23 protein-coding genes are annotated in these 25,795 nt (G+C 74.7%); 19 read left to right on the top strand and 4 right to left on the bottom strand.

What is annotated here, in order from left to right:
- Positions 1-76 precede the first annotated feature (76 nt).
- A complete protein-coding gene (locus AB0910_RS23290; protein ID WP_366746552.1) occupies positions 77-487 on the bottom strand; it encodes a TIGR03618 family F420-dependent PPOX class oxidoreductase in 411 nt (136 codons plus the stop codon).
- Between the two features lie 123 nt (positions 488-610).
- Between AB0910_RS23290 and clpB the strand changes: the two genes are divergently transcribed.
- The 18 genes from clpB to AB0910_RS23200 all read left to right on the top strand — a co-directional run bounded on the left by clpB (position 611) and on the right by AB0910_RS23200 (position 20,352).
- Positions 611-3,301 carry an ATP-dependent chaperone ClpB gene (clpB, locus tag AB0910_RS23285; protein ID WP_366746551.1) on the top strand — a complete coding sequence of 897 codons (2,691 nt, stop codon included), beginning with the start codon at positions 611-613 and terminating at the stop codon, positions 3,299-3,301.
- A gap of 245 nt (positions 3,302-3,546) precedes the next feature.
- On the top strand, positions 3,547-4,080 hold the full coding sequence (locus tag AB0910_RS23280) for a YbjN domain-containing protein (protein WP_366746550.1): 534 nt from the start codon (positions 3,547-3,549) through the stop codon (positions 4,078-4,080).
- Between the two features lie 183 nt (positions 4,081-4,263).
- The gene (locus AB0910_RS23275) at positions 4,264-5,445 is read left to right on the top strand and encodes an aminotransferase class I/II-fold pyridoxal phosphate-dependent enzyme (protein WP_366746549.1); all 1,182 of its coding nucleotides are present in this window, start codon (positions 4,264-4,266) and stop codon (positions 5,443-5,445) included.
- Between the two features lie 133 nt (positions 5,446-5,578).
- Positions 5,579-5,911 (top strand): hypothetical protein, encoded by a 333-nt coding sequence (locus AB0910_RS23270; protein WP_366746548.1) that lies wholly within the window; start codon positions 5,579-5,581, stop codon positions 5,909-5,911.
- Positions 5,912-6,305: 394 nt separating this feature from the next.
- The gene (locus AB0910_RS23265) at positions 6,306-6,827 is read left to right on the top strand and encodes a DUF2617 family protein (protein WP_366746547.1); all 522 of its coding nucleotides are present in this window, start codon (positions 6,306-6,308) and stop codon (positions 6,825-6,827) included.
- Between the two features lie 90 nt (positions 6,828-6,917).
- Positions 6,918-8,576, top strand: coding sequence for a polyamine aminopropyltransferase (locus AB0910_RS23260; RefSeq protein ID WP_366746546.1), 1,659 nt, complete (start codon positions 6,918-6,920; stop codon positions 8,574-8,576).
- Positions 8,577-8,612: 36 nt separating this feature from the next.
- On the top strand, positions 8,613-9,563 hold the full coding sequence (locus AB0910_RS23255) for a carbon monoxide dehydrogenase (RefSeq protein ID WP_366746545.1): 951 nt from the start codon (positions 8,613-8,615) through the stop codon (positions 9,561-9,563).
- 21 nt (positions 9,564-9,584) lie between these two features.
- The gene (locus tag AB0910_RS23250) at positions 9,585-10,367 is read left to right on the top strand and encodes an aldose 1-epimerase (RefSeq protein WP_366746544.1); all 783 of its coding nucleotides are present in this window, start codon (positions 9,585-9,587) and stop codon (positions 10,365-10,367) included.
- 9 nt (positions 10,368-10,376) lie between these two features.
- Entirely contained in the window at positions 10,377-10,925 is a 549-nt protein-coding gene (pyrE, locus tag AB0910_RS23245; protein WP_366746543.1) for an orotate phosphoribosyltransferase, read from the top strand.
- Between the two features lie 88 nt (positions 10,926-11,013).
- Positions 11,014-12,045 (top strand): class II fructose-bisphosphate aldolase, encoded by a 1,032-nt coding sequence (gene fbaA, locus AB0910_RS23240; RefSeq protein WP_366746542.1) that lies wholly within the window; start codon positions 11,014-11,016, stop codon positions 12,043-12,045.
- A 198-nt stretch (positions 12,046-12,243) separates the two neighbouring features.
- Positions 12,244-13,830 carry an MFS transporter gene (locus AB0910_RS23235; RefSeq protein ID WP_366746541.1) on the top strand — a complete coding sequence of 529 codons (1,587 nt, stop codon included), beginning with the start codon at positions 12,244-12,246 and terminating at the stop codon, positions 13,828-13,830.
- 2 nt (positions 13,831-13,832) lie between these two features.
- Entirely contained in the window at positions 13,833-14,246 is a 414-nt protein-coding gene (locus AB0910_RS23230) for a DUF3151 domain-containing protein (RefSeq protein WP_366746540.1), read from the top strand.
- Between the two features lie 181 nt (positions 14,247-14,427).
- Complete coding sequence (locus AB0910_RS23225) at positions 14,428-15,252, top strand: tryptophan 2,3-dioxygenase family protein (protein ID WP_366746539.1); 825 nt, start codon at positions 14,428-14,430, stop codon at positions 15,250-15,252.
- Positions 15,239-16,519, top strand: a complete 1,281-nt coding sequence (kynU, locus tag AB0910_RS23220) for a kynureninase (protein ID WP_366746538.1) — start codon at positions 15,239-15,241, stop codon at positions 16,517-16,519. The genes AB0910_RS23225 and kynU overlap by 14 nt, the downstream gene beginning before the upstream one ends.
- An 86-nt stretch (positions 16,520-16,605) precedes the next feature.
- Positions 16,606-17,520, top strand: a complete 915-nt coding sequence (locus tag AB0910_RS23215; RefSeq protein ID WP_366746537.1) for an alpha/beta hydrolase — start codon at positions 16,606-16,608, stop codon at positions 17,518-17,520.
- Positions 17,521-17,744: 224 nt separating this feature from the next.
- Positions 17,745-19,010 carry a histidine kinase gene (locus AB0910_RS23210; RefSeq protein ID WP_366746554.1) on the top strand — a complete coding sequence of 422 codons (1,266 nt, stop codon included), beginning with the start codon at positions 17,745-17,747 and terminating at the stop codon, positions 19,008-19,010.
- A complete protein-coding gene (locus AB0910_RS23205; protein WP_366746536.1) occupies positions 19,007-19,666 on the top strand; it encodes a response regulator transcription factor in 660 nt (219 codons plus the stop codon). The genes AB0910_RS23210 and AB0910_RS23205 overlap by 4 nt, the downstream gene beginning before the upstream one ends.
- Positions 19,667-19,761: 95 nt before the next feature.
- The gene (locus AB0910_RS23200) at positions 19,762-20,352 is read left to right on the top strand and encodes a Uma2 family endonuclease (RefSeq protein WP_366746535.1); all 591 of its coding nucleotides are present in this window, start codon (positions 19,762-19,764) and stop codon (positions 20,350-20,352) included.
- Between the two features lie 163 nt (positions 20,353-20,515).
- Here the strand turns inward: AB0910_RS23200 and AB0910_RS23195 are convergent, their stop codons facing one another.
- Positions 20,516-21,382 (bottom strand): diacylglycerol kinase, encoded by an 867-nt coding sequence (locus tag AB0910_RS23195; protein ID WP_366746534.1) that lies wholly within the window; start codon positions 21,380-21,382, stop codon positions 20,516-20,518.
- Positions 21,383-21,539: 157 nt separating this feature from the next.
- Here AB0910_RS23195 and AB0910_RS23190 point away from each other — a divergent pair, with 157 nt between their 5' ends.
- Positions 21,540-22,823: an adenylosuccinate synthase gene (locus AB0910_RS23190; protein WP_366746533.1), complete on the top strand. Its 1,284-nt coding sequence runs from the start codon at positions 21,540-21,542 to the stop codon at positions 22,821-22,823.
- Between the two features lie 71 nt (positions 22,824-22,894).
- Here the strand turns inward: AB0910_RS23190 and AB0910_RS23185 are convergent, their stop codons facing one another.
- Together AB0910_RS23185 and AB0910_RS23180 are read right to left on the bottom strand one after the other, a co-directional pair.
- Complete coding sequence (locus AB0910_RS23185) at positions 22,895-23,542, bottom strand: hypothetical protein (protein WP_366746532.1); 648 nt, start codon at positions 23,540-23,542, stop codon at positions 22,895-22,897.
- A 105-nt stretch (positions 23,543-23,647) separates the two neighbouring features.
- Positions 23,648-25,774 (bottom strand): serine/threonine-protein kinase, encoded by a 2,127-nt coding sequence (locus AB0910_RS23180; protein ID WP_366746531.1) that lies wholly within the window; start codon positions 25,772-25,774, stop codon positions 23,648-23,650.
- Positions 25,775-25,795 lie beyond the last annotated feature (21 nt).

The raw sequence follows: 25,795 nt of genomic DNA, 5'->3' as shown, positions 1-25,795 counted from the left end.
CGCTCTGGAAGCGCACCTACACCGCCACGGGCGGCGGCGCCTGGAGCGACTGGTCAGCAGCAGGGCCGCGCTCGCGTCAGCCGCGCCCCATCGCCCGGTCGAGGGCGATCTCGATGACCACCCGGTCGGGGTTGGGCGCGGGCGTGCGGCCGTAGCGCTCTGCGTACCGCGCGACCGCGTCGGCGACCACCTCGGGCTCGGTGCGGATCCTGGCCCGCCCCTCCAGCGTCGCCCAGCGCCCCTTCATCACCTGGCACACCGCGACCCGCGCGCCCCGGCCGTCCTCGGCCGCCGCCAGGACGTTCGCCACCTTCCTGCTGTGTTTGTTGGTGATCACCCGCGCCACCCCGGCGCCGGGGTCGTACGTGACGCCCACGGGCACCAGGTGCGGCGAGCCGTCGGGGCGCCGCGTGGCGAGCGTGCAGAGGTGGTACTCGCGCCAGAACGCCAGGAACTCCGGGTCCGGGTCGCGTACGTCGATGGTCATGGCACGAGGGTACGGCCGGATCCGTGCCCCGCCCGGCTCCCGTTTTCGAGTTGAGTGGAATAGACTCAACTTTGTGCACGTTGTTGGAGTCAGGATGGAGAGGGACAGGAGGAGAGGACGCACGTGGACGCCGAGCTGACCAACAGGAGCCGGGAAGCGATCAGTGCAGCGAGCGATCGCGCCGTGGAGGCGGGGAACCCGGATCTGACCCCCGCGCATCTCCTGCTCGCGCTGCTCGCAGGGCAGGACAACGAGAACGTCACCGATCTGCTGTCGGCCGTCGAGGCCGACATGGCGGGCGTGCGGTCGGGGGCCGAGCAGCTGCTCGCGGGACTGCCGAGCGTCGCCGGGTCCACCGTCGCGCCGCCGCAGGCCAACCGCGACCTGCTCGCCGTCATCGCCGACGCCACGCGGCGCGCCCGCGAGCTCGGTGACGAGTACGTGTCGACCGAGCACCTGCTCATCGGCATCGCGGCCAAGGGCGGCCAGGCGGGCGAGGTGCTCGCGGGGCAGGGGGCCACCGCGAAGCGGCTCGCCGACGCATTCGAGAAGGCCAGGGGAGGACGCCGGGTGACCACACCCGACCCGGAGGGGAACTACAAGGCGCTGGAGAAGTTCGGCACGGACTTCACCGCCGCCGCGCGCGAGGGCAGGCTCGACCCGGTCATCGGGCGGGACCACGAGATCCGGCGCGTCGTGCAGGTGCTCTCGCGCCGCACCAAGAACAACCCGGTGCTCATCGGCGAGCCCGGCGTCGGCAAGACCGCCGTCGTGGAGGGCCTCGCCCAGCGCATCGACAAGGGCGACGTGCCCGAGTCGCTGAAGAACAAGCGGCTGATCTCGCTCGACCTCGGCGCGATGGTCGCGGGCGCGAAGTACCGCGGCGAGTTCGAGGAGCGCCTGAAGACCGTCCTGTCCGAGATCAAGGAGAGCGACGGCCAGATCATCACCTTCATCGACGAGCTGCACACCGTCGTCGGCGCGGGCGCGGGCGGCGACTCCGCCATGGACGCGGGCAACATGCTCAAGCCGATGCTGGCCCGCGGCGAGCTGCGGATGGTCGGCGCCACCACCCTCGACGAGTACCGCGAGCACATCGAGAAGGACGCCGCGCTCGAACGCCGCTTCCAGCAGGTGCTGGTCGCCGAGCCGTCCGTCGAGGACAGCATCGCCATCCTGCGCGGGCTCAAGGGGCGCTACGAGGCGCACCACAAGGTGCAGATCGCGGACGCCGCGCTGGTGGCCGCCGCGACCCTGTCCGACCGCTACATCACCTCGCGCTTCCTGCCCGACAAGGCCATCGACCTGGTCGACGAGGCCGCGTCGAGGCTGCGCATGGAGATCGACTCCTCGCCCGTCGAGATCGACGAGCTCCAGCGCGTCGTGGACCGGCTCTCCATGGAGGAGCTTGCGCTGAAGAACGAGTCGGACCCCGGCTCGGTGCAGCGCCTCGACAAGCTCCGCCGCGACCTGGAGAACCGCAAGGAGGAGCTGCGCGCCCTGACCGCGCGGTGGGAGAAGGAGAAGAAGGGCCTCAACCGCGTCGGTGAGCTCAAGGAGCGCATCGACGAGCTGCACGGCCAGGCCGAGCGCGCCCAGCGCGACGGCGACTTCGACACCGCCTCCAAGCTGCTGTACGGGGAGATCCCCGCGGTCGAGCGTGAGCTCGCCGAGGCGTCGGCCGAGGAGGAGCAGGAGGCCGACGAGCGCCGCGACACCATGGTCAAGGACGAGGTGGGCCCCGACGACATCGCCGACGTGGTCGCCTCCTGGACCGGCATCCCCGCAGGCCGCCTGCTGGAGGGCGAGACGCAGAAGCTGCTGCGCATGGAGGACGAGCTCGGCAAGCGGCTGATCGGGCAGGGCGAGGCCGTACGGGCCGTCTCCGACGCCGTGCGGCGCACCCGCGCGGGGATCGCGGACCCTGACCGGCCGACCGGCTCCTTCCTCTTCCTCGGCCCGACCGGCGTCGGCAAGACCGAACTGGCGCGGGCGCTCGCCGACTTCCTCTTCGACGACGAGCGCGCCATGGTCCGCATCGACATGAGCGAGTACGGCGAGAAGCACTCCGTCGCCCGCCTCGTCGGCGCGCCCCCCGGCTATGTCGGCTACGAGGAGGGCGGCCAGCTCACGGAGGCCGTGCGGCGGCGCCCGTACGCGGTGGTCCTGCTGGACGAGGTGGAGAAGGCGCACCCCGAGGTGTTCGACGTCCTGCTCCAGGTGCTGGACGACGGGCGGCTCACCGACGGCCAGGGCCGCACGGTGGACTTCCGCAACACGATCCTGGTGCTCACGTCGAACCTCGGCAGCCAGTACCTGGTGGAGACCGGCACGTCGGAGGAGGAGCGGCGCGAGCAGGTGCTCGCGGTCGTGCGGTCCTCCTTCAAGCCGGAGTTCCTCAACCGGCTTGACGACATGGTGGTCTTCTCCGCGCTGACCCGCGACGAGCTGGCGCGCATCGCCCGGCTCCAGGTGGACAGGCTCGGCAGGCGGCTCGCCGAGCGGCGGCTCACGCTGGACGTCACGCCCGCGGCCCTGGAGTGGCTGGCGGACGAGGGCAACGACCCGGCGTACGGGGCGCGTCCGCTGCGCAGGCTGGTGCAGACCGCGATCGGCGACCGGCTCGCGAAGGAGATCCTCTCCGGCGAGGTCGTGGACGGGGACACCGTACGGGTGGACCGCTTCGGCGACGACCTGATCGTCGGCCGGGCGGACGGCACGGACGGCACGGACGGCGCGTCCGGCGCCGGGGGCGCCGGGTCCGGGGGAGACGAGGGGGCCGCGGCGGGGGAGCGCACCGCGAAGACGCTCTGACCCCCGCGGCGCCCGCGCACAGGCGGCCCGCCACCCGGCTCTCCCGGGCGGCGGGCCGCCGCCGTGCCCGCCGCGCCCGCCGGCAGCGGGCGCCGGGGCCGCGGCCGTGTAGGCGGGCGTGTGCCGGGCAGGCGAGAGGGCCGGGGACCGCGGTGTCCCCGGGCGGCGCGGGCCGCCTGCCCGGCTTGCCATCGCCCCGCCGTGATGAGGGAGGATGGCGGGAACCGTACGAAGGGATAAACACGGTGACCATCGATCCGTCCGCGATTCCCAACTTCGGGGGGCGCCCCGAGCCGGAGCCGGCTTCTGGAGCGGCGGCTCCCGTCGTCGTCCCCGACCAGGACCTGGTCAAGCAGCTCCTCGACCAGATGGAGCTGAAGTACGTCGTCGACGACGAGGGCGACCTCGCCGCGCCGTGGGAGGAATTCCGCACGTACTTCATGTTCCGCGGCGACGAGGAGCAGCAGGTCTTCTCCGTCCGCACGTTCTACGACCGGCCGCACGGCGTCGACGACAAGGTGCGCATCCTTGAGCTGATCGACGACTGGAACCGCCGCACCCTGTGGCCGAAGGTCTACAGCCACGTCCACGAGGAGGACGACGGCCCGCCGACCGTCCGCCTCATCGGCGAGGCGCAGATGCTGATCGGCACCGGAGTGGGCCTCGACCACTTCGTCTCGTCGACGGTGAGCTGGGTGCGCGCGTCGATCGAGTTCGACAAGTGGCTGGTGGAGCAGCTGGGCCTGGAGCCCGGCGACGAGAAGCCCGAGGACGCGTAGCGGCTCCCGGCCGCGGCGCGAAGCCGCCGGCCCCCTGCACCGGTGCACGGTGCAGGGGGCCGGCGGCTTTCCCGTCTCCCCGCGCGGACCGCGTGCCGGGGCCGTGGGGGCGCGTGACGACAGGTCCTAGGGTGGCCGGGAGCGCGGGGAGGGGCCCCGCCGCAGGGAGCGGGAGAGGTCTCGATGGACACGGTGGGCGGTACGGCCCCGCGGTCGGCGGCGCGGGTGCGGGGGATGGCGACCTCGGTCTTCACGGAGATGACGGAGCTGGCGCGCGCCACCGGCGCGGTCAACCTCGGCCAGGGCGTGCCGGAGCTCGCGAGCCCGCCCGCGCTGCTGCGGGACGTCGCCGACGCCGTGCTCGCCGGGCAGAACCAGTACCCGCCGGCCGCGGGCCTGCCGGCGCTGCGCGAGGCCGTCGCCGCGCACCAGCGGCGCCTGTACGGGCTCGTCTACGACCCGGCGGCCGAGGTCCTCGTGACCACGGGCGCGACCGAGGCGCTGGCCGCCGCGCTGCTCGCGCTGTGCGACCCGGGCGACGAGGTCGTCGCCTTCGACCCCTGCTACGACGCGTACGCCGCCGACGCGCGCCTCGCGGGCGCCACCCTCGTCGGGGTGCCCCTCGCCACGGACGGCGACGGCTTCGCGCTGGACGCGGACGCGCTGCGCGCCGCCGTGACGCCCAGGACCCGCGTACTGCTCCTCAACTCCCCGCACAACCCGACGGGCAAGGTCTTCACCCGCGCCGAACTCGCCGCCGTCGCCGAGGTGTCGGCGGAGCACGGCCTGACCGTCGTCACCGACGAGGTGTACGAGCACCTCGTCTACGCCGGCGAGCCGCACCTGCCCGTCGCCGCGCTGCCCGGCATGCGGGAGCGCACCCTTGTGGTGTCCAGCGCGGGAAAGACCTTCAACACGACCGGCTGGAAGGTCGGTTGGGTGTGCGGGCCCGCGCCTCTCGTCGCCGCGGTGAACGCGGCCAAGCAGTTCCTCACGTACGCCTCGGGCACGCCCTACCAGGCGGCGCTGGCCCGCGCGCTCGACGGGGTGGCGGAGTGGGCGGCCGGTCTGCGCGCCGAACTGCGCGCGAACCGCGATGTGTTGACGGAGGGCCTGCGCGCTGCGGGCCTGCGGCCCTTCCGCGCGGACGCGGGCTACTTCGTCCAGGCCGACGTGCGCCCCGCCGGCTACCAGGACGGCACCGCCTTCTGCCGCGACCTGCCGGGGCGCGTGGGCGTCGTCGCGATCCCCACCGCCGCGTTCAGGACCGCGCCAGGCCCCGACTGGCTGGTCCGCTTCTCGTTCTGCAAGCGCCCCGAGGTCCTCGCGGACGCGGTGGCCCGCCTCGCCGGGCTCGCGGGCTGAGGGCGGGCGGGGCGGTGGGGGATGTCGGGGAATCCCGGGTGTTCCTCGACAGTTCCGCAACACGGCTTTGGGACGCGCACGGCTGGGGAGACGACAGACCAGGACACCTACGGGGGAAGGCTGGTGATGTGCTGTGTGGATCATCGCGGTAATCGTCGTGCTGGTGCTGCTCGTGGCCTTCGGGGCGCGGCGGGGAGCGCGGCGGGGGAAGCGGCGGCCCGGCGGGTCGGCCGCTGAGGGCAGCTGGTGGGCCGGGGGCGGCGCCGCCGCGGCGGACCCGCGGCACGGCGGCGGCCACCACGGCGGCGGCGGCCACCACGGCGGCGGCGGCCACCATGGCGGCGGCCACCACGGCGGCCACTCGTGCGGTGGCGGCGGGCACGGCGGCCACTCGTGCGGCGGCGGGAGCTCCTGCGGCGGCGGCAGTTCCTGCGGCGGCGGTGGCAGTTCCTGCGGCGGCAACTGACACCACACCACCCGCGCCCCGCAGCGCCCCTCCCGGCCGCAGCTCCGGCCGCGGGCGCGGGACTCCGGCCGGTCCCGGTCCTCGGCACGGGTGCGTCGGCGGGCGGGGTGCGGGTGTGCGGGTGGGGACCGGTGGTGTGATCTGAACACCTGAACACCTCCGCCCCCGAGGGGATGGAAACCCTGCCAAGTTGGGTAAAACCGCTGTGGGTGCAGCGGACTTCGTGATTCGCTGAGCGTGTCTTCGACAGCCCTCGGGCTCCCGGGACCTTCCCGCGGAGACGAGGAGGCGGCCCTTCGCCGCCGTCCCTCAACCTCTTCCTCGACCGGGGACGACCCCGGTCTCCCGGGGCTGCCCCCGGCCCATCCGTCACGTGTGTCTGCGGAGCCGTTCCATGCTCACCACCCTCCATACCGCCTACACCGACACCCGCGCCGCCGACCTGGCCTGGGCGCTGGGGCGCGGGCCGCTTCCGGCCCTCGCCACGCTCGACCTCGACCTCGCGGGCGCGAGACTCCAGCTGCGGCTGCTCGGCGCCTCCCACCAGGTGATCCTCGAAGAGGACGGGGGTGCGTGCTCGGAGACCGTGGCGTGCCTCCCCGGCCGCACCACCCCGCTGCCGCTCGGCGTCTCCGAGCGCGTCGGCAGCTGGGAGTACGAGTTCGCCGCGCGCGTCGAGCACCTGTCGCAGGGCCGGTTCGCCGGGCGCGCGCAGGAGTTGCTCGCGCTGGTCGCCGACCATCCGAACGGGCTCGCGGGGACCTTCCCCGGCTCGCCGTACGCGTTCACCGCGCTGCTCGCCCACCGCGACGAGGGCGCGGTGCGCTGGCGCACCTGGCACGCGTACCCGCAGGAGGGGCAGCTCGTCGTGACCCGCACCCGGGTCGGGGTGCGGGTGCCCGCCGCCGTGGCGTGAGACGGATTTTCCCGACCGTGGACGTGTAAGCCGGGAGATGCACCCTTGTGGGTGACGGTGAGCACGTGGTTTGTGACGTAGCGTGACCGCATGATCGACCAGTACGCCACGGCGCAGCGCGGCCCGACGCCGACCGGGCCGACCCCGCCCTGCCGCGGTTCCCGGCTGCCGGTGCGCGCCGACGCGGTCAGGTTCCTGGTGCTGGTCGTGGTGTTCGTCTGTGCGGCCTGCGGGCTGGTGTACGAGCTCGAACTGGTCGCGCTCGGCTCGTATCTCATCGGGGACTCGGTCACCCAGGCGTCCGTGGTGCTCTCGGTGATGGTGTTCGCCATGGGCATCGGCTCGCTCCTCGCGAAGCGGATGCGGACGCGGGCCGCCGTCGGGTTCGGCCTGGTGGAGTCGGCACTCGCGCTGGTCGGCGGAATGTCGGCGCTCGCGCTGTACGCGAGCTTCGCGTGGCTCGGCGAGTCGCGCGGCGCGATCGTCGCCTTCTCGCTGGCGATCGGGGTGCTGACGGGCGCGGAGATCCCGCTGCTGATGACGCTGATCCAGCGGGTGTCGCGGCAGGACGCGGGCGCCGCCGTCGCCGACCTGTTCGCCGCGGACTACGTGGGCGCCCTCGTCGGCGGCCTCGCCTTCCCCTTCCTGCTGCTGCCGTGGCTCGGGCAGCTGACCGCGGCGATGGTGACCGGCGGGGTGAACGTGGTGGCGGGCGGTGCGCTGGTGCTGTGGCTGTTCGGCCGCGACCTGTCGCCCCGGGCGCGCTGGCTGCTGCTCACGGCGAACGTCGCGGTCCTCGCTGTCCTCGCCGCGGCCGCGGCGACGGTCGGCGACTTCGAGCGTGCCGCGCGCTCGGCGGTGTACGGGCCGGGGGTGCGGGTCGCCGTGCACACGAGCGCCCAGGAGATCGTGCTGACCGGCGGCGCGCACGGACCGCTCGACCTGTACCTGGACGGCAGGCTCCGGGTCAGCGGCCGGGACGAGTACCGCTACGACGAGGGCCTCGTCCACCCGGCGATGGCGGGCCCGCACGCCCGCGTGCTGATCCTCGGCGGCGGGGACGGGCTCGCGGCGCGCGAGGCGCTCAAGTACCGGGACGTCGCGTCCGTGACGGTGGTGGACATCGACGGGGAGGTCGAGCGCCTGGCCCGCAGGGACCCTGCGCTCAGCGCGCTCAACGCGCACGCGTACCGCGACCCGCGGCTGCACGCGGTGGTCGGCGACGCGTTCACCTGGCTGCGGCACGCGGTGCGCACCGGCGGCGACGGCCGGTTCGACGTGATCGTCTCCGACCTGCCGAACCCGGGCATCACGTCGAGCTCGAAGCTGTACTCGCAGGAGTTCTACGGCCTCGCGGCCCGCGCCCTCGCGCCCGGCGGGCGGCTCGCGCTGCACGGCGGGTCCCCGGGGGCCGACCCGCGCGCCTTCTGGACGGTGGACGCGACGGTGCGCGCCGCCGGGTTCCGTACGGCGCCCTACCGGGTGCCGGGCCCCGCAGGCGGCTTCGCCGGCGGGCCCGACAGGACGAAGCGCGCCGGCGGGGGCGCCGCGCGGCAGGACTGGGGGTTCCTGCTGGCCGCGCGCGGCGGCGCCGCGCCGGTGCCCCGTCTCGCGGCCGACGCGCCGAGGCTGCGGTCGCTCGATCCCGCGGCCCTGCGCGCCGACGCCCTGGCCGCGGTGCGTGCCAGGCCGCGGTGGGCGGCCGACCTGCCGCCCTCGACTCTCGTTCACCCGAGATACGGCGAGTGAGCGCCGTGGGGGCGGTGCTTAAGTAGGCTCGGTCCCATGGACCACGAGGTGTTCGTTCCGGTTACGGCGGAGGCACTGCGGCGCACGCTGCGTGACCCGGCGCGGGTCGCCCGGTGCGTCCCCGCGTTCCAGCAGGACGCGGAGGACGGGCAGGGGGCGATCACCGGCCGTCTGAAGGTCAGGGCGGGCGGCCACACGATCACCTACCGGGGCGCGCTCGACGTGACCGAGGAGGACGACGGCGTCTTCACGGTCAGGGCGGAGGGCGAGGAGGTGCGCGGCACGGGCTCGGTCTCCATCACGCTCGACGTGCGGCTCGCGCCCGCGGTCTCGGTGTCGGCGCCGCCGCCGGGCGGCGCGGGACCCGCCGCCACCAACGGCACCGACCTGGGCTTCACGGGCGTCTCGCGCGCCGAGGGCCGGCTCGCCGACCTGCCGCCCGAGACGGCGACGCAGGCCGCGCGGCGGCTGCTGGATCGGTTCGCCGCCCGGCTCGCCGACGAGAGCGGCCCGCGCAAGGACGCCACCCCCGGCGCCCCGGACAGCGCGGACGAGGCGGCGCGGCCGCTGCCGCCGAAGGGCACGTCCCCCTCGGCGCCCGGCTCGTCGGCGCCGTCGTCGCCCGATGTGCCGCTCGCGGGCGACACGGTCGCGGGGGACGGCGACTTCCACATCCCCGAGGGCTTCGACGACCTCGACGACGCCGCCTACGACGCGGGCGGCTCCGGCCCCGAAGCCCTGGGCGAGGACGGTACCGCCGCCGAGGACGACGAAGGCCCGCCCGCCGAGGCCGCGCACGCCCGCAGGACCATGATCGGCCGCAGCGCAGAGGAGGTCGACCACGCGCCGCCCCGCGGCCGCTACGCGCCCATCCCGCTGCCGGAGGCCGCGACCGCCGTGGGCTCCCTGCGCTGGGTCGCCCCCGCGGCCGCGCTCGCGCTCGCCTCCGCCGTGGTCGTCACCCGGGCGCTGCGCCGGCGGCGCTGACGGGCGAACTACGCTGCTCGCGTGAGTGATCTGAAACTTGCCGCGGGCGACGTCAGCGTCGGGATCGCGGCCGACAACGGCGCCAGGGTCAGCAGCCTCGTCATCGGCGGCACCGAGCTGCTGCGCCAGGGGCAGCGGTACGGGTGCTTCCCGATGGTCCCGTGGTGCGGCCGCATCGCGCAGGGCCGCTTCCGCAACGGCGAGACGCGGCACCAGATGCCGCTGAACTCCCCGCCGCACGCCATCCACGGCACCGGCCGCGACACCGCCTGGCGGGTGCGGCACGCCGACGCCACCTCGGCGGTGCTCACCTACGAGCTGGGCGAGCCCTGGCCGTACGCGGGGCTCGTCACGCAGACCTTCCGGCTCACGGAGGGCTCGTTCGAGCTGACGCTCGGCGTGGAGACCCGCGCGGAGTCGTTCCCCGCGCAGGTCGGCTGGCACCCGTGGTTCCACAGGAACCTCGGCGGCGAGGACGCGGCCCTGGCGTTCGCGCCCGCCTTCCAGCTGGAGCGCGGCGACGACCACCTGCCGACCGGCCGCCGCATCGACCCGCTGCCCGGGCCCTGGGACGACTGCTTCGGCATGCCGGACGGCGTCGAGGCCACCCTGACCTGGCCCGGACAGCTCGCGCTGACCGTGTCGAGCCCGGCCCGCTGGGTCGTCGTCTACGACGAGCAGGCCGAGGCCGTCTGCGTGGAGGCCCAGTCGGGGCCGCCGGACGGGCTCAACACGGACCCCGAGCTCGTCACCAGGCTGGAGCCGCTGGAACTCGCCGCAACCTGGTCCTGGGAGCGCCTCTAAGCTCGGGGCATGACCTCTACGAACGACGCCAAGGGCGAGCTGCTGCAGTCGATCAAGGACCTCGCCGTGGTGCACGGCAAGGTGACGCTCTCCTCGGGCATCGAGGCCGACTGGTACATCGACATGCGGCGCGTCACCCTCGACGGGCACGCGGCGCCGCTCGTCGGACAGGTGATGCTCGACGCCACGGCGGGGCTCGACTACGACTGCGTCGGCGGGCTCACCCTGGGCGCCGACCCCGTCGCCACGTCGATGCTGCACGCCGCCGCCGCGCGCGGGCGGCGCCTCGACGCGTACGTCGTGCGCAAGGAGCAGAAGCAGCACGGCATGAAGCGCCGGATCGAGGGGACCGACGTGCGGGGGCGGCGCTGCCTCGTGGTCGAGGACACCTCCACCACCGGCGGCTCGCCGCTGACCGCGGTGGAGGCGGTGCGCGCCGCGGGCGGCGAGGTCGTCGCCGTCGCGGTGATCGTGGACCGGGGCGCGGCGGGCGCGGTCGCGGACGCCGGCCTGCCGTACGTGGCCGCCTGCACCGCCGCCGACCTCGGTCTCGTCTGAGTCTGGAAAGATACGGGGTGACGATGACGTCGCCCCCAGGTCAGGGACACGCACGTACCTCAACCGCACATCACATAGGAGCGGCACCATGCCCATCGCAACCCCCGAGATCTACGCCGAGATGCTCGACCGGGCGAAGGCAGGCAAGTTCGCCTATCCGGCCATCAATGTGACGTCGTCCCAGACCCTGCACGCCGCGCTGCGCGGTTTCGCCGAGGCGGAGAGCGACGGCATCATCCAGATGTCGACGGGCGGCGCCGAGTTCCTGGGCGGCCAGTACAAGAAGGACATGGTCACGGGCGCGGTGGCGCTGGCCGAGTTCGCGCACGTCGTCGCCGAGAAGTACGGCATCACGGTGGCGCTGCACACCGACCACTGCCCCAAGGACAAGCTGGACGGCTATGTCCGCCCGCTGCTCGACGTCTCCGCCGAGCGCGTGAAGGCCGGCCGCAACCCGCTGTTCCAGTCCCACATGTGGGACGGCTCGGCGGAGACGCTCGCCGACAACCTCGCCATCGGCGAGGAGCTGCTCGCCAAGGCCGCCGCCGCCAGGATCGTCCTGGAGGTCGAGATCACCCCGACCGGCGGCGAGGAGGACGGCGTCAGCCACGAGATCAACGACAAGCTGTACACGACCGTCGACGACGCGCTGCGCACCGCGGAGGCGCTCGGCCTCGGCGAGAAGGGCCGCTACCTGCTGGCCGCGTCGTTCGGCAACGTCCACGGTGTGTACAAGCCGGGCAATGTGGTGCTGCGCCCCGAGCTGCTGAAGCAGCTCCAGGAGGGCGTCGCGGAGAAGTACGGGAAGCCGGCGGGCAGCCAGCCCTTCGACTTCGTCTTCCACGGCGGCTCCGGCTCCTCCGAGGAGGAGATCGCCACCGCGCTGCAGAACGGCGTCGTGAAGATGAACCTCGACACGGACACGCAGTACGCCTTCACCCGCCCCGTCGCCGACCACATGTTCAAGAACTACGACGGCGTGCTGAAGGTCGACGGCGAGGTCGGCTCGAAGAAGACGTACGACCCCCGCACCTGGGGCAAGGTCGCCGAGGCCGGCATGGCCGCGCGCGTGACGCAGGCGTGCGAGTCGCTGCGGTCGGCGGGGACCCGCATCAAGTAGCGGGCGCCCGCCCGCGGGCCCGGTCCCCGCACGCGGGGGCCGGGCCCGCGGCGTACAGGGCCGGGTCCCCGTGACCGCCGCCCTCGACGCGTACGCCGCCCCGCGGCGCGCGGAAGCGGCCGTACGGAACCGGCCGACTCGGGATCCGTCGCGTCGACCGGGTCGCCAGGGGCGGCCCCTGCGGGGATGATCCGGGGTATGGACATCCGCCTGTCCTCGGCCAAGGGCCGCTGGGTCATCCTCACCACGGTGCTCGGCTCCAGCATGGCCCTGCTCGACTCGACCGTCGTCAACGTCGCCCTGCCGCACATCGGCGACGACCTGGACGCGCAGCTCGGCGCGCTCCAGTGGATCGTCAACGCCTACACGGTGACGCTCGCGGGCCTGATCCTGCTCGGCGGCTCGCTCGGGGACCGCTACGGGCGGCGCAACGTCTTCGTGCTCGGCGTCGTCTGGTTCGCGCTCGGCTCGCTGCTGTGCGGGCTCGCGCCCGACGCGGCGGTCCTGATCACCGCCCGCGCCCTCCAGGGCGTCGGCGGCGCGCTGCTGACCCCCGGGTCGCTCGCCCTGATCCAGGCGAGCTTCCACCCGGACGACCGCTCGCGCGCGGTCGGCATCTGGTCGGGGCTCGGCGGCGTCGGCGCGGCCGTGGGCCCCTTCGTCGGCGGCTGGCTGGTCGACGGGCCCGGCTGGCGCTGGGTCTTCCTGATCAACCTGCCGCTGGCCGCGCTGTGCGTGCCGGTCGCGCTCCGGCACGTACCGGAGTCGCGGGACCCGCAGCACCACGGGCGGTTCGACGTGGCGGGCGGGGTGCTCGGCGCCGCCGCGCTCGCGCTGGTGACGTACGCGCTGATCGGCGCCGCCTGGTGGGCGGGCGCCGCCGGCGTGCTGGTGGGCGCGGCCTTCGTATGGGTCGAGCGGCGGCGGTCCGACCCGATGCTGCCGCTGACGGTCTTCTCCTCGCGCCAGTTCACCACCGTGAATTTGGTGACGCTGTGCGTCTACGCGGCCTTCGGCGGCTTCTTCTTCCTCGCCACGCTCCAGCTCCAGGTCGTGGCGGGCTACTCGGCGCTCGCCGCCGGCACGGCGCTGCTGCCCACGACGGTGCTGATGCTGCTGTTCTCCGCGCGCTCAGGGCAGCTCGCCGACCGGATCGGACCACGCATCCCGCTGACCGTGGGGCCGCTGCTGTGCGCCGCCGGCATGCTGCTGATGACCCGGGTGGGCGCGCACGCCTCCTACCCGGTGGACGTGCTGCCCGCGCTGATCGTGCAGGGCGCGGGGATGGTCACGCTGGTCGCGCCGCTCACCTCGACCGTGCTGGCGTCCGTCGACACCGGCAAGGCGGGTCTCGCGAGCGGCGTGAACAACGCGGCGGCGCGGGCGGCCGGCCTGATCGCGGTGGCGGCGCTGCCGCTGCTCGCCGGCATGGGCCCCGAGGTCTACCGGTCGCCGCCCGCGTTCAAGCACGCCTTCGACAGGGCGATGCCGATGTGCGCGGCGGTGCTGCTGGTGGGCGCGGTGCTCGCGTTCCTCACGGTGCGCAGGGCGGCGCCCGCGGCGGTGGCGGGGGAGCCCGCCGCGGTGCCGGAGTGCCGGGTCAACTGCGGGGTGGTGGCGCCGCCGCTCGAACCGGTGCGTGAGCAGGCGGACCGGGCGGCCGGGGCGGCGCAGGACGGGCCTTCGGGTGCGGCCTCCGCGGGGCCTGCGGGAGCGCCCTCGGGGGAGCCTCCGCGAGGAGGGGACACGCCCCCGCCGGCGCCGCCGCCGCAAGGCAGACTGTAGGTATGTCGATCCACGAGAACCTGCTCGGGGGACCTCCCCCCACCCATCTGCCCGACAGCCCTGAGCCGCGCGAACTGCTCGCCGGGGGCGCGTCCCCCGCCGACGTCGCGGCGAAGTACCCGACGTCGTCCCTCGCCTGGGCGCTGCTCGCCGACGACGCGTGGACGGGCGGCCGCGTCGTCGAGTCGTACGCGTACGCGCGCACCGGCTACCACCGGGGGCTCGACTCGCTGCGCCGCGCGGGCTGGAAGGGACACGGCCCGGTGCCGTGGGAGCACGAGCCGAACCGCGGCTTCCTGCGCGCGCTGCACGCGCTGGCGCGGGCGGCGCAGGAGATCGGCGAGCAGGACGAGTACGAGCGCTGCTCGGCGTTCCTGCGGGACTCGTCGCCGACCGCCGCGGACACGCTGGGCTGAGCGGGCCGCACGGCCCGGCGCGGGCCGCGGGCGGCCGCACGGGGGAGGCCCGCCGTGCCGGGCGGGCCGTCCTGCGGGCCCCGGAGGCCCGGATTATCATGCGCGGTGGGGACCGGGGCTCCGCACCCGCGCGGTTGCGGAGCGGAGCGGACCGCTACCCGGGATGCCAACGGAGACAGTGATGTCCGACGACCCCGAGACCCCGCACCTCGACTTCGCGGGGACCACCCCGTACGAGGACTACGTCAAGGCCGACCTCCTCACCCACGCCCAGCAGCTGCGGTCCGACGACCCGGGCGAGATGGTCTTCCTCGTCACCACGCAGGTCATGGAGCTGTGGTTCACCGTGATCGTGCACGAGTGGGAGACCGCGTCCCGCGCGCTCGACGAGGACAGGCTGCCCGGCGCGCTCGACGCGCTGGAGCGCTCCGCGCACGAGCTCGCGGCGCTGAACGCGTCGTGGCGGCCGATCGCGCGCCTCACCCCCGCCCAGTTCAACGCCTACCGCGGCGCGCTCGGCGAGGGCTCCGGCTTCCAGTCGGCGATGTACCGGCGCCTGGAGTTCCTGCTCGGTGAGAAGTCCGCCTCGATGCTGGTGCCCCACAGGGGCGCGCCGCGCGTCCACGCCGAGCTGGAGAAGGCGCTCGCGCAGCCGAGCCTGTACGACGTGGTGCTGCGGCTGCTCGCCCGGCGCGGCCTGCCGGTGCCCGCCGAGGTGCTGGCGCGCGACCTGACCCGCAGGTACGAGCCGTCCGACGGCGTCGAGCGCGCCTGGACCGCCGTCTACGCCGACCCCGGCGCCCACCGGGACCTGGCGCGGCTCGGCGAGGCGCTCACCGACGTGGCCGAGCTGGTCGGCCGCTGGCGCACCGACCATCTCGTCGCCACCCGCCGCGCCATGGGCTCCAAGCCGGGCACCGGCGGCTCCGCCGGGGTCGCCTGGCTGGAGAAGCGCTCGGCCGCCGTCGTCTTCCCCGAACTGTGGAGTGCCCGTGGACGCGTCTGACTCCCCCGCCCGCGCGGCCGCCGCGGAACCGTCCCGCGCCCCCGGGGCGGTCCTTCCGCTCGCCGGGCGCGCGGCCGGGCTCGACGCGGCCGACCGCCTCGCGCCCGTGCGCGACCTGTTCGCGCTGGACGAGCGGGTGGTCTACCTCGACGGGAACTCGCTCGGCGCGCTGCCCGCCCATGTGCCGGAGCGCATGCGGGACGTGGTCACCCGCCAGTGGGGCGAGCTCGGCATCAGGTCCTGGGGCGAGAGCGGCTGGTGGACGGCGCCCGAGCGGGTCGGCGACCGGGTGGCGCCGCTCGTCGGCGCGGAGCGCGGCACGGTCGTCGTCGCCGACTCGACCAGCGTCAACGTCTTCAAGGCGCTGGTGGCGGCGGTGCGGCTGGCGCCCGAGGGGCGGGACGAGATCGTGGTCGACGCCACGACGTTCCCCACGGACGGCTACATCGCCGAGTCGGCGGCCCGCCTCACCGGCACCCGCCTCGTCGCCGTGGAACCCGCCGAGGTGGCGGGCCGGGTGGGGCCGCGCACCGCGGTCGCGCTCGTCAACCACGTCGACTTCCGCACCGGGCGGCTGCACGACCTGCCGGGCACCACGCGGGCGGTGCGCGCCGCGGGCGCGCTCGCGGTGTGGGACCTGTGCCACAGCGCGGGCGCGCTGCCGGTGGGGCTCGCCGAGCACGGGGTGGACCTGGCGGTCGGCTGCACGTACAAGTTCCTGAACGGCGGCCCCGGTTCGCCGGCGTTCCTCTATGTGGCGCCGCGGCACCAGCGCGGCTTCGACTCGCCGCTGCCCGGCTGGAACTCGCACGCGGACCCGTTCGCGATGGCGCCGGGCTACGCCGCGGCGGACGGCGCCGTACGGGGCCGGGTCGGCACCCCCGACATCCTGTCGCTGCTCGCCGCGGACGCGGCGCTCGACGTGTGGGACCACGAGGCCGTCGACGTCCCGGCCGTACGCGCCAAGAGCCTTGCCCTGACGGACTTCTTCCTCAAGTGCGTCGCGGCGTACGCGCCGGCCGGCAGGGTCGCCTCCGCGACACCGGAGGCGCACGCGGAGCGCGGCAGCCAGGTCGCGCTGCGCTGCGCACAGGCGCCCGCGGTGATGGAGGCGCTCATCGCCCGCGGGATCGTAGGAGATCTGCGCAGGCCCGACCTCCTGCGGTTCGGCTTCACGCCCCTGTACACGCGGTTCGCGGACGCCGAGCGCGCGGCGCGGGTGCTCGGCGAGGTGCTGGGGTCCGTCCGACAACTCCCGTCGGCGTGAACGCGGAGTGATCAAGGGCCCGTTCTGCTGGTAGCGTCCCCGCGGACCGGGCCATCTCCGCCCCCACATCGAAAGGTTGGACGAGCATGCCGGACGCGGCCGCGCACGAGAGCGCGAACGACCCCCAGCGCGGCGCGCATCGGGACGCGGCGGAGTACGGCGCCCTGCTCGCGCACCCCGCCGTGCCGCCGGACGCCACCGCCGCGTACGGCGAACACCCGGACCAGGTCGTGGACTTCTACGCGCCGAGGGACACCACGCTGGGCGCGGCGCCGCTGGTCGTCGTCCTGCACGGCGGCGCCTACCGGGCCCGCGTGGACCGCGCGCACGTCTCGCCGTTCGCCGGCTTCCTCGCGCGGCGCGGCTTCGCCGTGGCGAGCGTCGAGTACCGGCGCGGCGGGCCGCAGGGGAAGCGGGCCGAGGCGGGCGCGGCGCCGCCCGCCGGGCGCTGGCCCGACACCTTCGACGACGTGGCGGCGGCGCTCGACGCGCTGCCCGCGCTGGTCGCCGAGGCGCTGCCGGGCGCCGACACCGGGCGCACGGTGCTGACGGGGCACTCGGCCGGCGGGCATCTCGCGCTGTGGGCGGCCGCCCGGCACGTGCTGCCCGCGGGCGCGCCCTGGCGGCGCGACGAGCCCGCGCCGCTGCGCGGTGTGGTGGCCCTCGGGCCGCTCGCCGACCTCGGCCTCGCCGCCGAACTCGGCGTGTGCGAGGGCGCGATGACGCAACTCCTTGGTGAGGGCGAGGAGTTCAAGCGCCGCAGGGAGCTGGTCGACCCGGCGCTGCTGCTGCCGACCGGCATCGCGACCGCCGTCGTGCAGGGCCGCGAGGACGCCACCGTGCCGTACGGGATCGCCGAGTCGTTCGTCGACGCCGCGGCCCGCGCGGGCGAGACGGTGGGTCTCACGCTGCTGGAGGGCGTCGGCCACTTCCCGCTGGTGGACCCGGCGGCGGACGCGTGCGCGGTGGTCGCGGAGGAGATCGCCCAGCTCGCCTGGTGAGGCGGCGGGGTGCGTGGCGGGGTGCGCCGCACGCTGCGCCGAGGGGGCCCGGGGAGCGCCGCGGGAGGGCGCCGCGTACGCCGTGTAGTACCTGGGACGGACCCCGCGGGATCAGCATCGCAGCGGACGGCACGGGCGCCGCGGGCCCCTACCGTTGCAGTGTGACCGAGACTGTCAGGAACATCGAAGGCGGAGCCGGGCCCGGCGGGAACCCGGAGCTGCGGATGGCGCGCGGCCTGCGCGACGGGCTGCGCGAGGACCTGTTCACCGGCGTACTGGCCTACCGCCCGCTGCGGCCGATGCGCCTCGAAGGGCCGGTGGCGCGGCGGGTGCCGCGCGCGCTGCGCCCTTACGCGGTGTGGACGCCGCACGCCGTGGTGGTGTGCGCCGTGCTGATCACCCTGCTGGTGGGGGTGACCGACACCGGGTCGGTGTTCGCGCTGGTGCCGCCGGCCGTGGTGGGCCTCACGCTGCTGCGGCCGATCCTCGCCTGGTGGCTCTCGCTCGGCGAGATGGCGCTGCTCGTGCTGCTCGGCGGCGGGTACGCCTACACGTCGGCGGGGATCGGGCCCGGTGTGCTCGTCGCCCATGTCTTCGTGATGACGGTGGTCGCGGCACGCACCCGGCCGCGCACCGCGCTGTGGATGTGGCTGCTGACGGCGGTGTACTCGCTGTTCGGCGCGGTGTTCACCAGTTTCGACCCGGCGACGGGCCCGATGCTGGTGCTGACGGCGGTGGTGCTGCTCGTGGTGTCCGTGGTGCAGGTGCGGGCCTCGGCGCGGCACGAGGTGGCGGCGCAGCAGAGCGTGACGGCGGTCGAGCGCGACCGGCGCACCCTGCTGGAGGAGCGGACGACGATCGCCCGGGAGCTGCACGACGTGGTCGCGCACCACATGTCGGTGGTGGCGATCCAGGCGGAGGCCGCGCCGTACCGCGTTCAGAACCCGCCGCCCGAGCTCGAAGAGGCGTTCGCGACGATACGGGAGAACGCGGTGGCGGCGCTGACCGAGCTGCGGCGCGTGCTCGGTGTCGTACGGGCCGCCGACTACCAGGCGCCGGACGCGCCGCAGCCGACGCTCACCGACCTCGACGGGCTGCTGCGCAACGTCGGCGAGGCCGGGCTCACGGTGCGCAAGACCGTGATCGGGGCCGTAAGGCCGCTGCCGCAGGGCGTGGAGCTCTCGGCGTACCGGATCGTGCAGGAGGCGCTGAGCAACGCGCTGCGGCACGCGCCGGGATCGACGGCCGACGTGGAGGTCGCCCATGTGCTGGGCGGGCTCGGCCTGCGCGTGGTCAACACGGCGGCGCGCGGCCCGCTGAAGCCGTCGCAGGGGTCGGGACACGGCCTCACCGGCATGAGGGAGCGGGTGGCGATGCTGAGCGGCGAGATGACGGCGGGGCCGACCGAGGACGGCGGCTACGAGGTGGCGGTGTTCCTGCCGGTGCCGTCCGCCCAGTCGCCCGCCGAGGCCGCGGAGGCCGGGCGGTGACGATCCGGGTGGTCATCGCGGACGACCAGATGATGGTCCGCGAGGGGTTCTCCGTCCTGCTGAACGCGATGCCGGGCATCGAGGTGGTCGGCGAGGCAGTCGACGGGCGCGAGGCGGTGGAGCGGGTCGCGGAGCTGCGGCCCGACGTGGTCCTGATGGACATCCGCATGCCGGAGATGAACGGCATCGACGCGACCCGGGAGATCGTCGCCGCCGACACGGACGCGAAGGTGCTCGTGCTGACCACGTTCGACCTGGACGAGTACGTCTACCAGGCGCTGCGCGCCGGCGCCTCGGGCTTCCTGCTCAAGGACGCCTCAGCGCGGCAGCTCGCGGACGGCGTGAAGGTGGTCGCCGCGGGCGAGTCGCTGCTCGCGCCGACGGTCACCCGCCGCCTGATCACCGAGTTCGCGAAGCTCTCCGACGTGCCGAGGGCGCCCACGTCGGCCCGCGTCGGCGACCTCACGGAGCGCGAGACCGAGGTCCTGGTGCTGATCGCGCAGGGCCTGTCCAACGGCGAGATCGCGGAGCACCTGGTGGTGGCCGAGTCCACCATCAAGACCCACGTCAGCCGCATCCTCGTCAAGCTCGGCCTCCGCGACCGCACCCAGGCGGCGGTCTTCGCCTACGAGGCCCGGCTGGTCACCCCGGGCTGACCTGGCCGTGACCCGTACGGGTGAGCCCCCGGCATATGCCAGACGAGGGGCGTGCGGGGGCGCCATGGTGGTGCACGTCTGACAGGAGGTGCACCATGACGGTCATGGCAGAACGTACGCCGCAGATGGACGTGGACGAGTTCGAGCGAATCGCCGCGTTCGCCGCCGCCGAGACCGAGTCCGTCAGACTCGAATTCATCGGTGGACGGATCGGAGTCAAGGGCGTGCCGGACGGGGACCACGGGGAGATCCTGCTGTGGCTGCAGACGGTCTGCATGCAGCACAGGCCGGACCTCGGCCTCTACGTGGAGCAGGGACTGCGGGTCGAGCAGTACAGGGCGGGGCGGGCGCGGCCCGACGGGTGCGTCGCGCGGCGCGGCAGCTTCGCGGGGCAGGGCGAGTGGGCCGATCCCGCGGGGGTGCTCATGACGGTGGAGGTCACGTCGTACGACCGCGACACGGACGCGCGCGACCGCAAGGAGAAACCGCTGGCGTACGCGGCCGTCGGCATCCCGGTGCACCTGCTGATCGACCGGGACGCGGCCACCGCCACCGTCTTCAGCGGCCCCGGGCCCGAGGGGGGCTACCAGGAGCGGCACACCGCGGCCTTCGGGGTGGCGGTCGGGCTGCCGGAGCCGCTCGGGTTCGTGCTGGAGACCGACGAGCTGGCGCGCTACGTCCGCTGAGGCGACCCGGGACCGCGGCCCGCTCAGGGGTGGGTGGCCGCGGCCCCGGTTGCCGCTTCGGTCCGCACCCCGTGTCACAGAGCGTCCTCCGCGGTGCGTCGCACGGTAGCGGCGGTGCGGCCGGCCGCGGTGCCGAGAAGCTGACGGGAAAGTGACGGGCCGCTCACCGCGCGGGCGGCAGCGTCAGGCTCCACGCCTCGGGGCGCAGCGTCCAGGTGCGGGTCCTGACCGGTCCTGCGACCCGGGCGTCGGCCCCGTAGTGGAAGTCGGCGCCCGAGATGGTCACGCGGGCGGCCCGCGCGCGCAGCGGCTCCGGTGCGTCCGGCAGGCGCACGACGACCTCGGCGCGCCCGTCGCCCGGCGAGTGCACCGTGACCCCTGCGACCGGCCGGTCCAGGTCGCTGAGCACCTCGCCGTCCGTCTCCACCCGCAGCCGGTGCGCCACGGCGGCCGCCGTGCCCGCCGCGGCGGGCCGCACCAGGCCGCGCACCAGCGACCTGCACGCGCCCCACACCGAAGCGCCCGGCGCCGCGCCCGCCCGGCCCGCGCCCTCGGGCGACGGCGGCAGCGCGGGCACCCTGATGCCGCCGAGCACCACCCCGTCGCTGTCGTCCACCAGCAGGTCGAGCCGGCGCGGCGCCCCGTCGAGCACGGCGCGCGCGGCGGCCACCGCGTCCGTGGGCACGCCGAGCGAGCGCGCGAGCACCAGCTCGCCCGTGCCGCCCACCGGTACCAGCGCGAGGACGCCGTCCGCGAGCTCGCGCTCCCGGTGCAGCAGGCCCACGGTGCGCAGCAGGGCCCGGTCGTTCCCGATGACGACCGGGCGCCGGTGCCCGCGCCGCGCGAGCGCGCGGGCGAACTCCTCCGGGGTGTCCGGCAGGCAGATCTTGGCGGGTGCCCCCGCGCTCAGCACGTCCTTCGCGATGCGCACCGACTCGCCGTCGATTCTTCGCGCCAGCGGGTCGATGACCACCAGGAGCTGCTGCGGGCGCTGCCGTGTGCCGTGGGCGGCGAATTCCGGAGCCGACACCTCGGTCCTTCCTCGGGTAGCATCTTTGTGCAAGAGCCCCTTGCGCTATTGCGCCAGGGGCTTCGTCTATTCCGGGGCAACCGGTTCGACGGTTCGGGCTGTGCCGTACGCCGCCCCCAGACCTTGGACATGCCCCGCCCGGAAGGGGTGTACGCCTGTGCCCGCACTTGTGCTGCTCGGTGCTCAGTGGGGTGACGAGGGCAAGGGGAAGGCCACCGACCTGCTCGGCGGCTCCGTCGACTACGTCGTCCGCTACCAGGGCGGCAACAACGCCGGCCACACGGTCGTCGTCGGCGACCAGACCTATGCGCTGCATCTCCTCCCGTCGGGCATCCTCTCGCCCGACTGCGTGCCGGTGATCGGCAACGGCGTCGTGGTCGACCCCGCCGTCCTGCTCTCCGAGCTGAGCGGGTTGAACGAGCGCGGCATCGACACGTCGAAACTGCTGCTCAGCGGCAACGCGCACCTGATCACGCCGTACCACACCACGATGGACAAGGTGACGGAACGGTTCCTCGGCTCGCGGAAGATCGGCACCACGGGGCGGGGCATCGGACCGGCCTACGCGGACAAGATCAACCGCGTCGGCATCCGCGTCCAGGACCTGTACGACGAGTCGATCCTGACGCAGAAGGTCGAGGCGGCACTCGACTTCAAGAACCAGATCCTCGCCAAGCTCTACAACCGCCGCGCCATAGAGTCCGGCCGGATCGTCGAGGAGCTGCTGTCGTACGCGGAGCAGCTGCGGCCGTTCGTCGCCGACACCACCCTGGTGCTCAACCAGGCCGTGGACGAGGGCAAGGTCGTCCTCTTCGAGGGCGGCCAGGGCACGCTGCTCGACATCGACCACGGCACGTACCCCTTCGTGACCTCGTCCAACGCCACCGCGGGCGGCGCCTGCACCGGCTCGGGCGTGGGCCCGACGAAGATCGACCGGGTCATCGGCATCCTCAAGGCGTACACGACCCGGGTGGGCTCGGGCCCCTTCCCGACGGAGCTGTTCGACGCGGACGGCGAGGCGCTGCGCCGCATCGGCGGCGAGCGCGGTGTGACGACGGGCCGCGACCGGCGCTGCGGCTGGTTCGACGCGGTGATCGCCCGCTACGCGACCCGCGTCAACGGCCTCACCGACTTCTTCCTCACCAAGCTCGACGTGCTCACCGGCTGGGAGCGCGTGCCGGTCTGCGTGGCCTACGAGATCGACGGCAAGCGCGTCGAGGAACTCCCTTACAGCCAGAGCGACTTCCATCACGCGAAGCCGGTCTACGAGTACCTGCCCGGCTGGTCGGAGGACATCACGAAGGCGAAGACCTTCGCCGACCTGCCGAAGAACGCGCAGGGCTATGTGAAGGCGCTCGAAGAGATGTCGGGCGCGCCGATCTCCGCGATCGGCGTGGGCCCCGGGCGCACGGAGACGATCGAGATCAACTCGTTCCTCTAGCAGGCAGGCAGGCAGGCACGCGGGCCGGTCCCGGGGCGCGGACGCTCCCGGGACCTCGGCCGCCTGCCGGGTCAGGCCGGGTCCTGGACGCGGCGGCGCACGCCCGCCCAGAGGATCAGCAGGGCCGCGAGGCAGAACAGGGCGCCCGCGGCGGCGAGCGGGCGCCCTGGCACCGCGCGGGAGCCGGTCGCCCCGACCCACGGGTGCAGCACGCCGAACGGGTCCCTGAACAGCACGACCCGCTCGCCGGACGCGAACTGCCCGGTGCAGTTCTGCCGCGGCGTCAGCTCCTCAGCCGCGCCCGCCGCGTCCACCACACGGCAGTGGGTGCCGGGCGTGACACGCGCGGGCACGGCGTGCCCGAGCCGCTTCGCGTACAGCTCGTACGCGCTGGGGCCCGCGAAGAACGGCAGCGCGAAGACGCACATCGCGGCGAGCGTCGCGGGGACCGCGCGGTTCCAGCGGGCGCCCGCGATGACCGCGGTGGTCGCGACGACGACCAGGGTGACGCCGATCCCCACGTACAGCATCCCGAACGGGTACTGGCTGAGGAACCCCGCGGCGACGGCGGCGAGCGGGACGAGCAGCGCCCACATCAGGCTGTTGACGAAGCGGCGGGGGCGCGCGGCGGGCCGGGCGGTGTGGTCCGCCGCGCGCTCCGCCTGCGGCGGCGCCGTCCGGCCGCCCGGCGCGTGCGGGTCGATCTGCTGCGTGCTCAACGTCGTGCCCCCTGGCCCCGAACCGACTGCCCTGTGCCCCCGGCACCCTTCACGACGGCACGGGGGCCTGCGGTTCCGGCGTACGGGCAGGTCGCGGCCGCGTCCCTACCTACGGGTGTACGTCAGGGCCTCGCCGTTCGCCGTCACCCGGCGCAGACCGCCGTCGGGCGTGATGGTGAGGGTGGTGGCAGCGCCGGGCGTGCACGCCGTCGCGGGCTGCCCGACCCGCACCGCGGAGGGGCCGATCGCCAGCGCGCCGCCGTCGCCGGGCCGCGCGGCGAGCGGCGCGGTGAACTCGCAGTGGTAGCCGCCCTTCCCGCCCTTCCCGCCCGTCGCGCCGTCCGCCGTCAGGACGAGGACCGTGTCGCCGACCCTGCCCTGCCTGATGGTCAGCGTGCGCGGGCTGAGGCCGTCCTTGGTCCGCACGCCGCCGCTCCACGTCCCGACGAACTCCTGCGGCACATCGCCCTTCGGGGAGGCGGACGGCGAGGACGAGGCGGGCGCGGGGTCGGCGGGCGAGGCGGGCGCGGGATCGGCGGGCGAGGGGGCCGCGCCGCCCTGCCCCGCGGAGTGCCGCGGCGCGGGGCCGCTCGCCGTCGTCGGGTTCGCGGGGCCGCCGCCCAGCACGCCGTACACCGCGCCGCCGGCGCCGATGGCCACCACGACCGCGACCGCGATCAGCGCGATCGTGCCGCGCCTGCGGCGGGCGTCCGGCTCGTCCTCGAACTCCTCGGGCCCCTCGGAGAAGCCGGGGACGAAGCCCTGCTCGGGTGCGTGGGCGCCGAACGGGGGGTAGCCGTAGCCGGGCGCCGGGGGCTGCTGTGCTTGTTGTGCCTGCTGTTGTGCCTGCTGTATGTGGGGCGGTGGTGATGCGGGTTGGGGGAGCTGCTGCTGGTAGGGCTGGGGCTGCTGGTACGGCGGGGGGTAGCCGTAACCCGGCGGGGGATAGCCGTAGGCGGCCTGTTGCGGCTGCGGTTGCGGCAACTGCTGTGGCTGCTGGGCCTGTTGCGGTTGTGGCTGCTGTGGTGCCTGTGGGGGGAGGGCCTGGGTCTCCGCCTGGTGTGGCTGGGGCGGGATCTTGGCCGCCGGGCCCAGCGGGGGCCACACCGGGGCGGCGGCCTGCTGCGGCGGCAGGGGCGGCTGAGGCTGCGGCGTCGGCTGGGGCAGGGCTTGGGCCCGGGGCGCTTGGGGCTGCACGGGCACCTGGGGTGCCTGAGGCGCCTGCGCCTGCCCCGCCTGCGCCTGCGCCTGCGCGGCCGACCCCGCCTGCATCTGCGCCGTCTGGGCCGCCTGCGCCGACTGTGGCTCCGCGGTCGGGGGCTTCGCGGCGGCGAGCCGTACCGTGTGCGGCCCGTCCTGCGCAGGCACCCCGCCGGGGAGCCACGGGCCGCCCGCGGTCTCCGGCTCGCCGACGCGGCCGAGGACGGCGCCGACGGCGGGGCGTTCCGCCGGGTCCTTGCGCAGGCAGTCGCGTACGAGGACGGCGAGGGCCGCGGGCAGGCCTGCCGTGTCCGGCTCCTCCTGCGTGATGCGCAGCTGGAGCGCGTGCGCGCTGCTGTCGGTCGCGCCGAACGGCAGCCGCCCGGTCGCCGCGTACGTCAGGACGGAGCCGAGGCTGAACACGTCCGCGGCGGGCGTCGCCGCCTCGCCCCGCACCTGCTCGGGCGACATGAAGCCGGGCGCGCCGGTGAGGGCCCCCGTCAGCCTGCGGCCGCCGTCCGTCGCGGCGTCCAGGGCGCGGGAGACGCCGAAGTCGGCGAGGCGCGGGCCCTGTTCCGTGATGAGGACGTTGGACGGCTTGAGGTCGCGGTGGACCACGCCCGCCGCGTGGATGTCCTGGAGCGCGTGGGCGAGGCCGGAGGCGAGCACCCGCACGGAGCGCGGCGGCAGCGGCCCGCCGCCCGGACCGCCCGCGCCGCCCGCGACCAGGGCGAGCAGGGTGGGGCCCGGGATGTACTCCGAGGCCGTCCAGGGGAGTTCGGCCTCCGTGTCCGCGTCGACCAGCGGCACGGCCCAAGGACCCGCGACCCGGCGGGCCGCCGCGACCTCCTGCCCGAGCGCCGCGCGGAAGGCGGGCTGCGCCGCGAGTTCGCGCCGGATCAGCCGGAGCGCGACCGTCCGCCCGTCGGCGGCGCGTGCCAGATAGACCTGGCCGAGTCCGCCTGAGCCGAGCCGCGCAAGCAGCCGGTACGAACCGATGCTCTGCGCGTCCCCTGGTGCGAGCTTCTCCATGGCCGAGCGGTCCCTCCCCCT

Source organism: Streptomyces sp. NPDC047002 (assembly GCF_040704505.1).
Taxonomy (GTDB): domain Bacteria; phylum Actinomycetota; class Actinomycetes; order Streptomycetales; family Streptomycetaceae; genus Streptomyces.
Note: the sequence above shows the minus strand (reverse complement) of the source record. Positions and strands in the feature narration are given on the sequence as shown.

Bases quoted from the DNA above. Each gene is read 5' to 3' on its own strand.
- AB0910_RS23265 (WP_366746547.1), top strand. From the start codon at position 6,306: ATGCTCACCACCCTCCATACCGCCTACACCGACACCCGCGCCGCCGAC.
- fbaA (WP_366746542.1), top strand. From the start codon at position 11,014: ATGCCCATCGCAACCCCCGAGATCTACGCCGAGATGCTCGACCGGGCG.
- AB0910_RS23180 (WP_366746531.1), bottom strand. From the start codon at position 25,774: ATGGAGAAGCTCGCACCAGGGGACGCGCAGAGCATCGGTTCGTACCGG.
- AB0910_RS23210 (WP_366746554.1), top strand. From the start codon at position 17,745: ATGGCGCGCGGCCTGCGCGACGGGCTGCGCGAGGACCTGTTCACCGGC.
- AB0910_RS23255 (WP_366746545.1), top strand. From the start codon at position 8,613: ATGGACCACGAGGTGTTCGTTCCGGTTACGGCGGAGGCACTGCGGCGC.
- AB0910_RS23215 (WP_366746537.1), top strand. From the start codon at position 16,606: ATGCCGGACGCGGCCGCGCACGAGAGCGCGAACGACCCCCAGCGCGGC.
- AB0910_RS23235 (WP_366746541.1), top strand. From the start codon at position 12,244: ATGGACATCCGCCTGTCCTCGGCCAAGGGCCGCTGGGTCATCCTCACC.
- AB0910_RS23200 (WP_366746535.1), top strand. From the start codon at position 19,762: ATGACGGTCATGGCAGAACGTACGCCGCAGATGGACGTGGACGAGTTC.
- AB0910_RS23225 (WP_366746539.1), top strand. From the start codon at position 14,428: ATGTCCGACGACCCCGAGACCCCGCACCTCGACTTCGCGGGGACCACC.
- AB0910_RS23260 (WP_366746546.1), top strand. From the start codon at position 6,918: ATGATCGACCAGTACGCCACGGCGCAGCGCGGCCCGACGCCGACCGGG.
- AB0910_RS23230 (WP_366746540.1), top strand. From the start codon at position 13,833: ATGTCGATCCACGAGAACCTGCTCGGGGGACCTCCCCCCACCCATCTG.
- AB0910_RS23275 (WP_366746549.1), top strand. From the start codon at position 4,264: ATGGACACGGTGGGCGGTACGGCCCCGCGGTCGGCGGCGCGGGTGCGG.
- AB0910_RS23290 (WP_366746552.1), bottom strand. From the start codon at position 487: ATGACCATCGACGTACGCGACCCGGACCCGGAGTTCCTGGCGTTCTGG.
- pyrE (WP_366746543.1), top strand. From the start codon at position 10,377: ATGACCTCTACGAACGACGCCAAGGGCGAGCTGCTGCAGTCGATCAAG.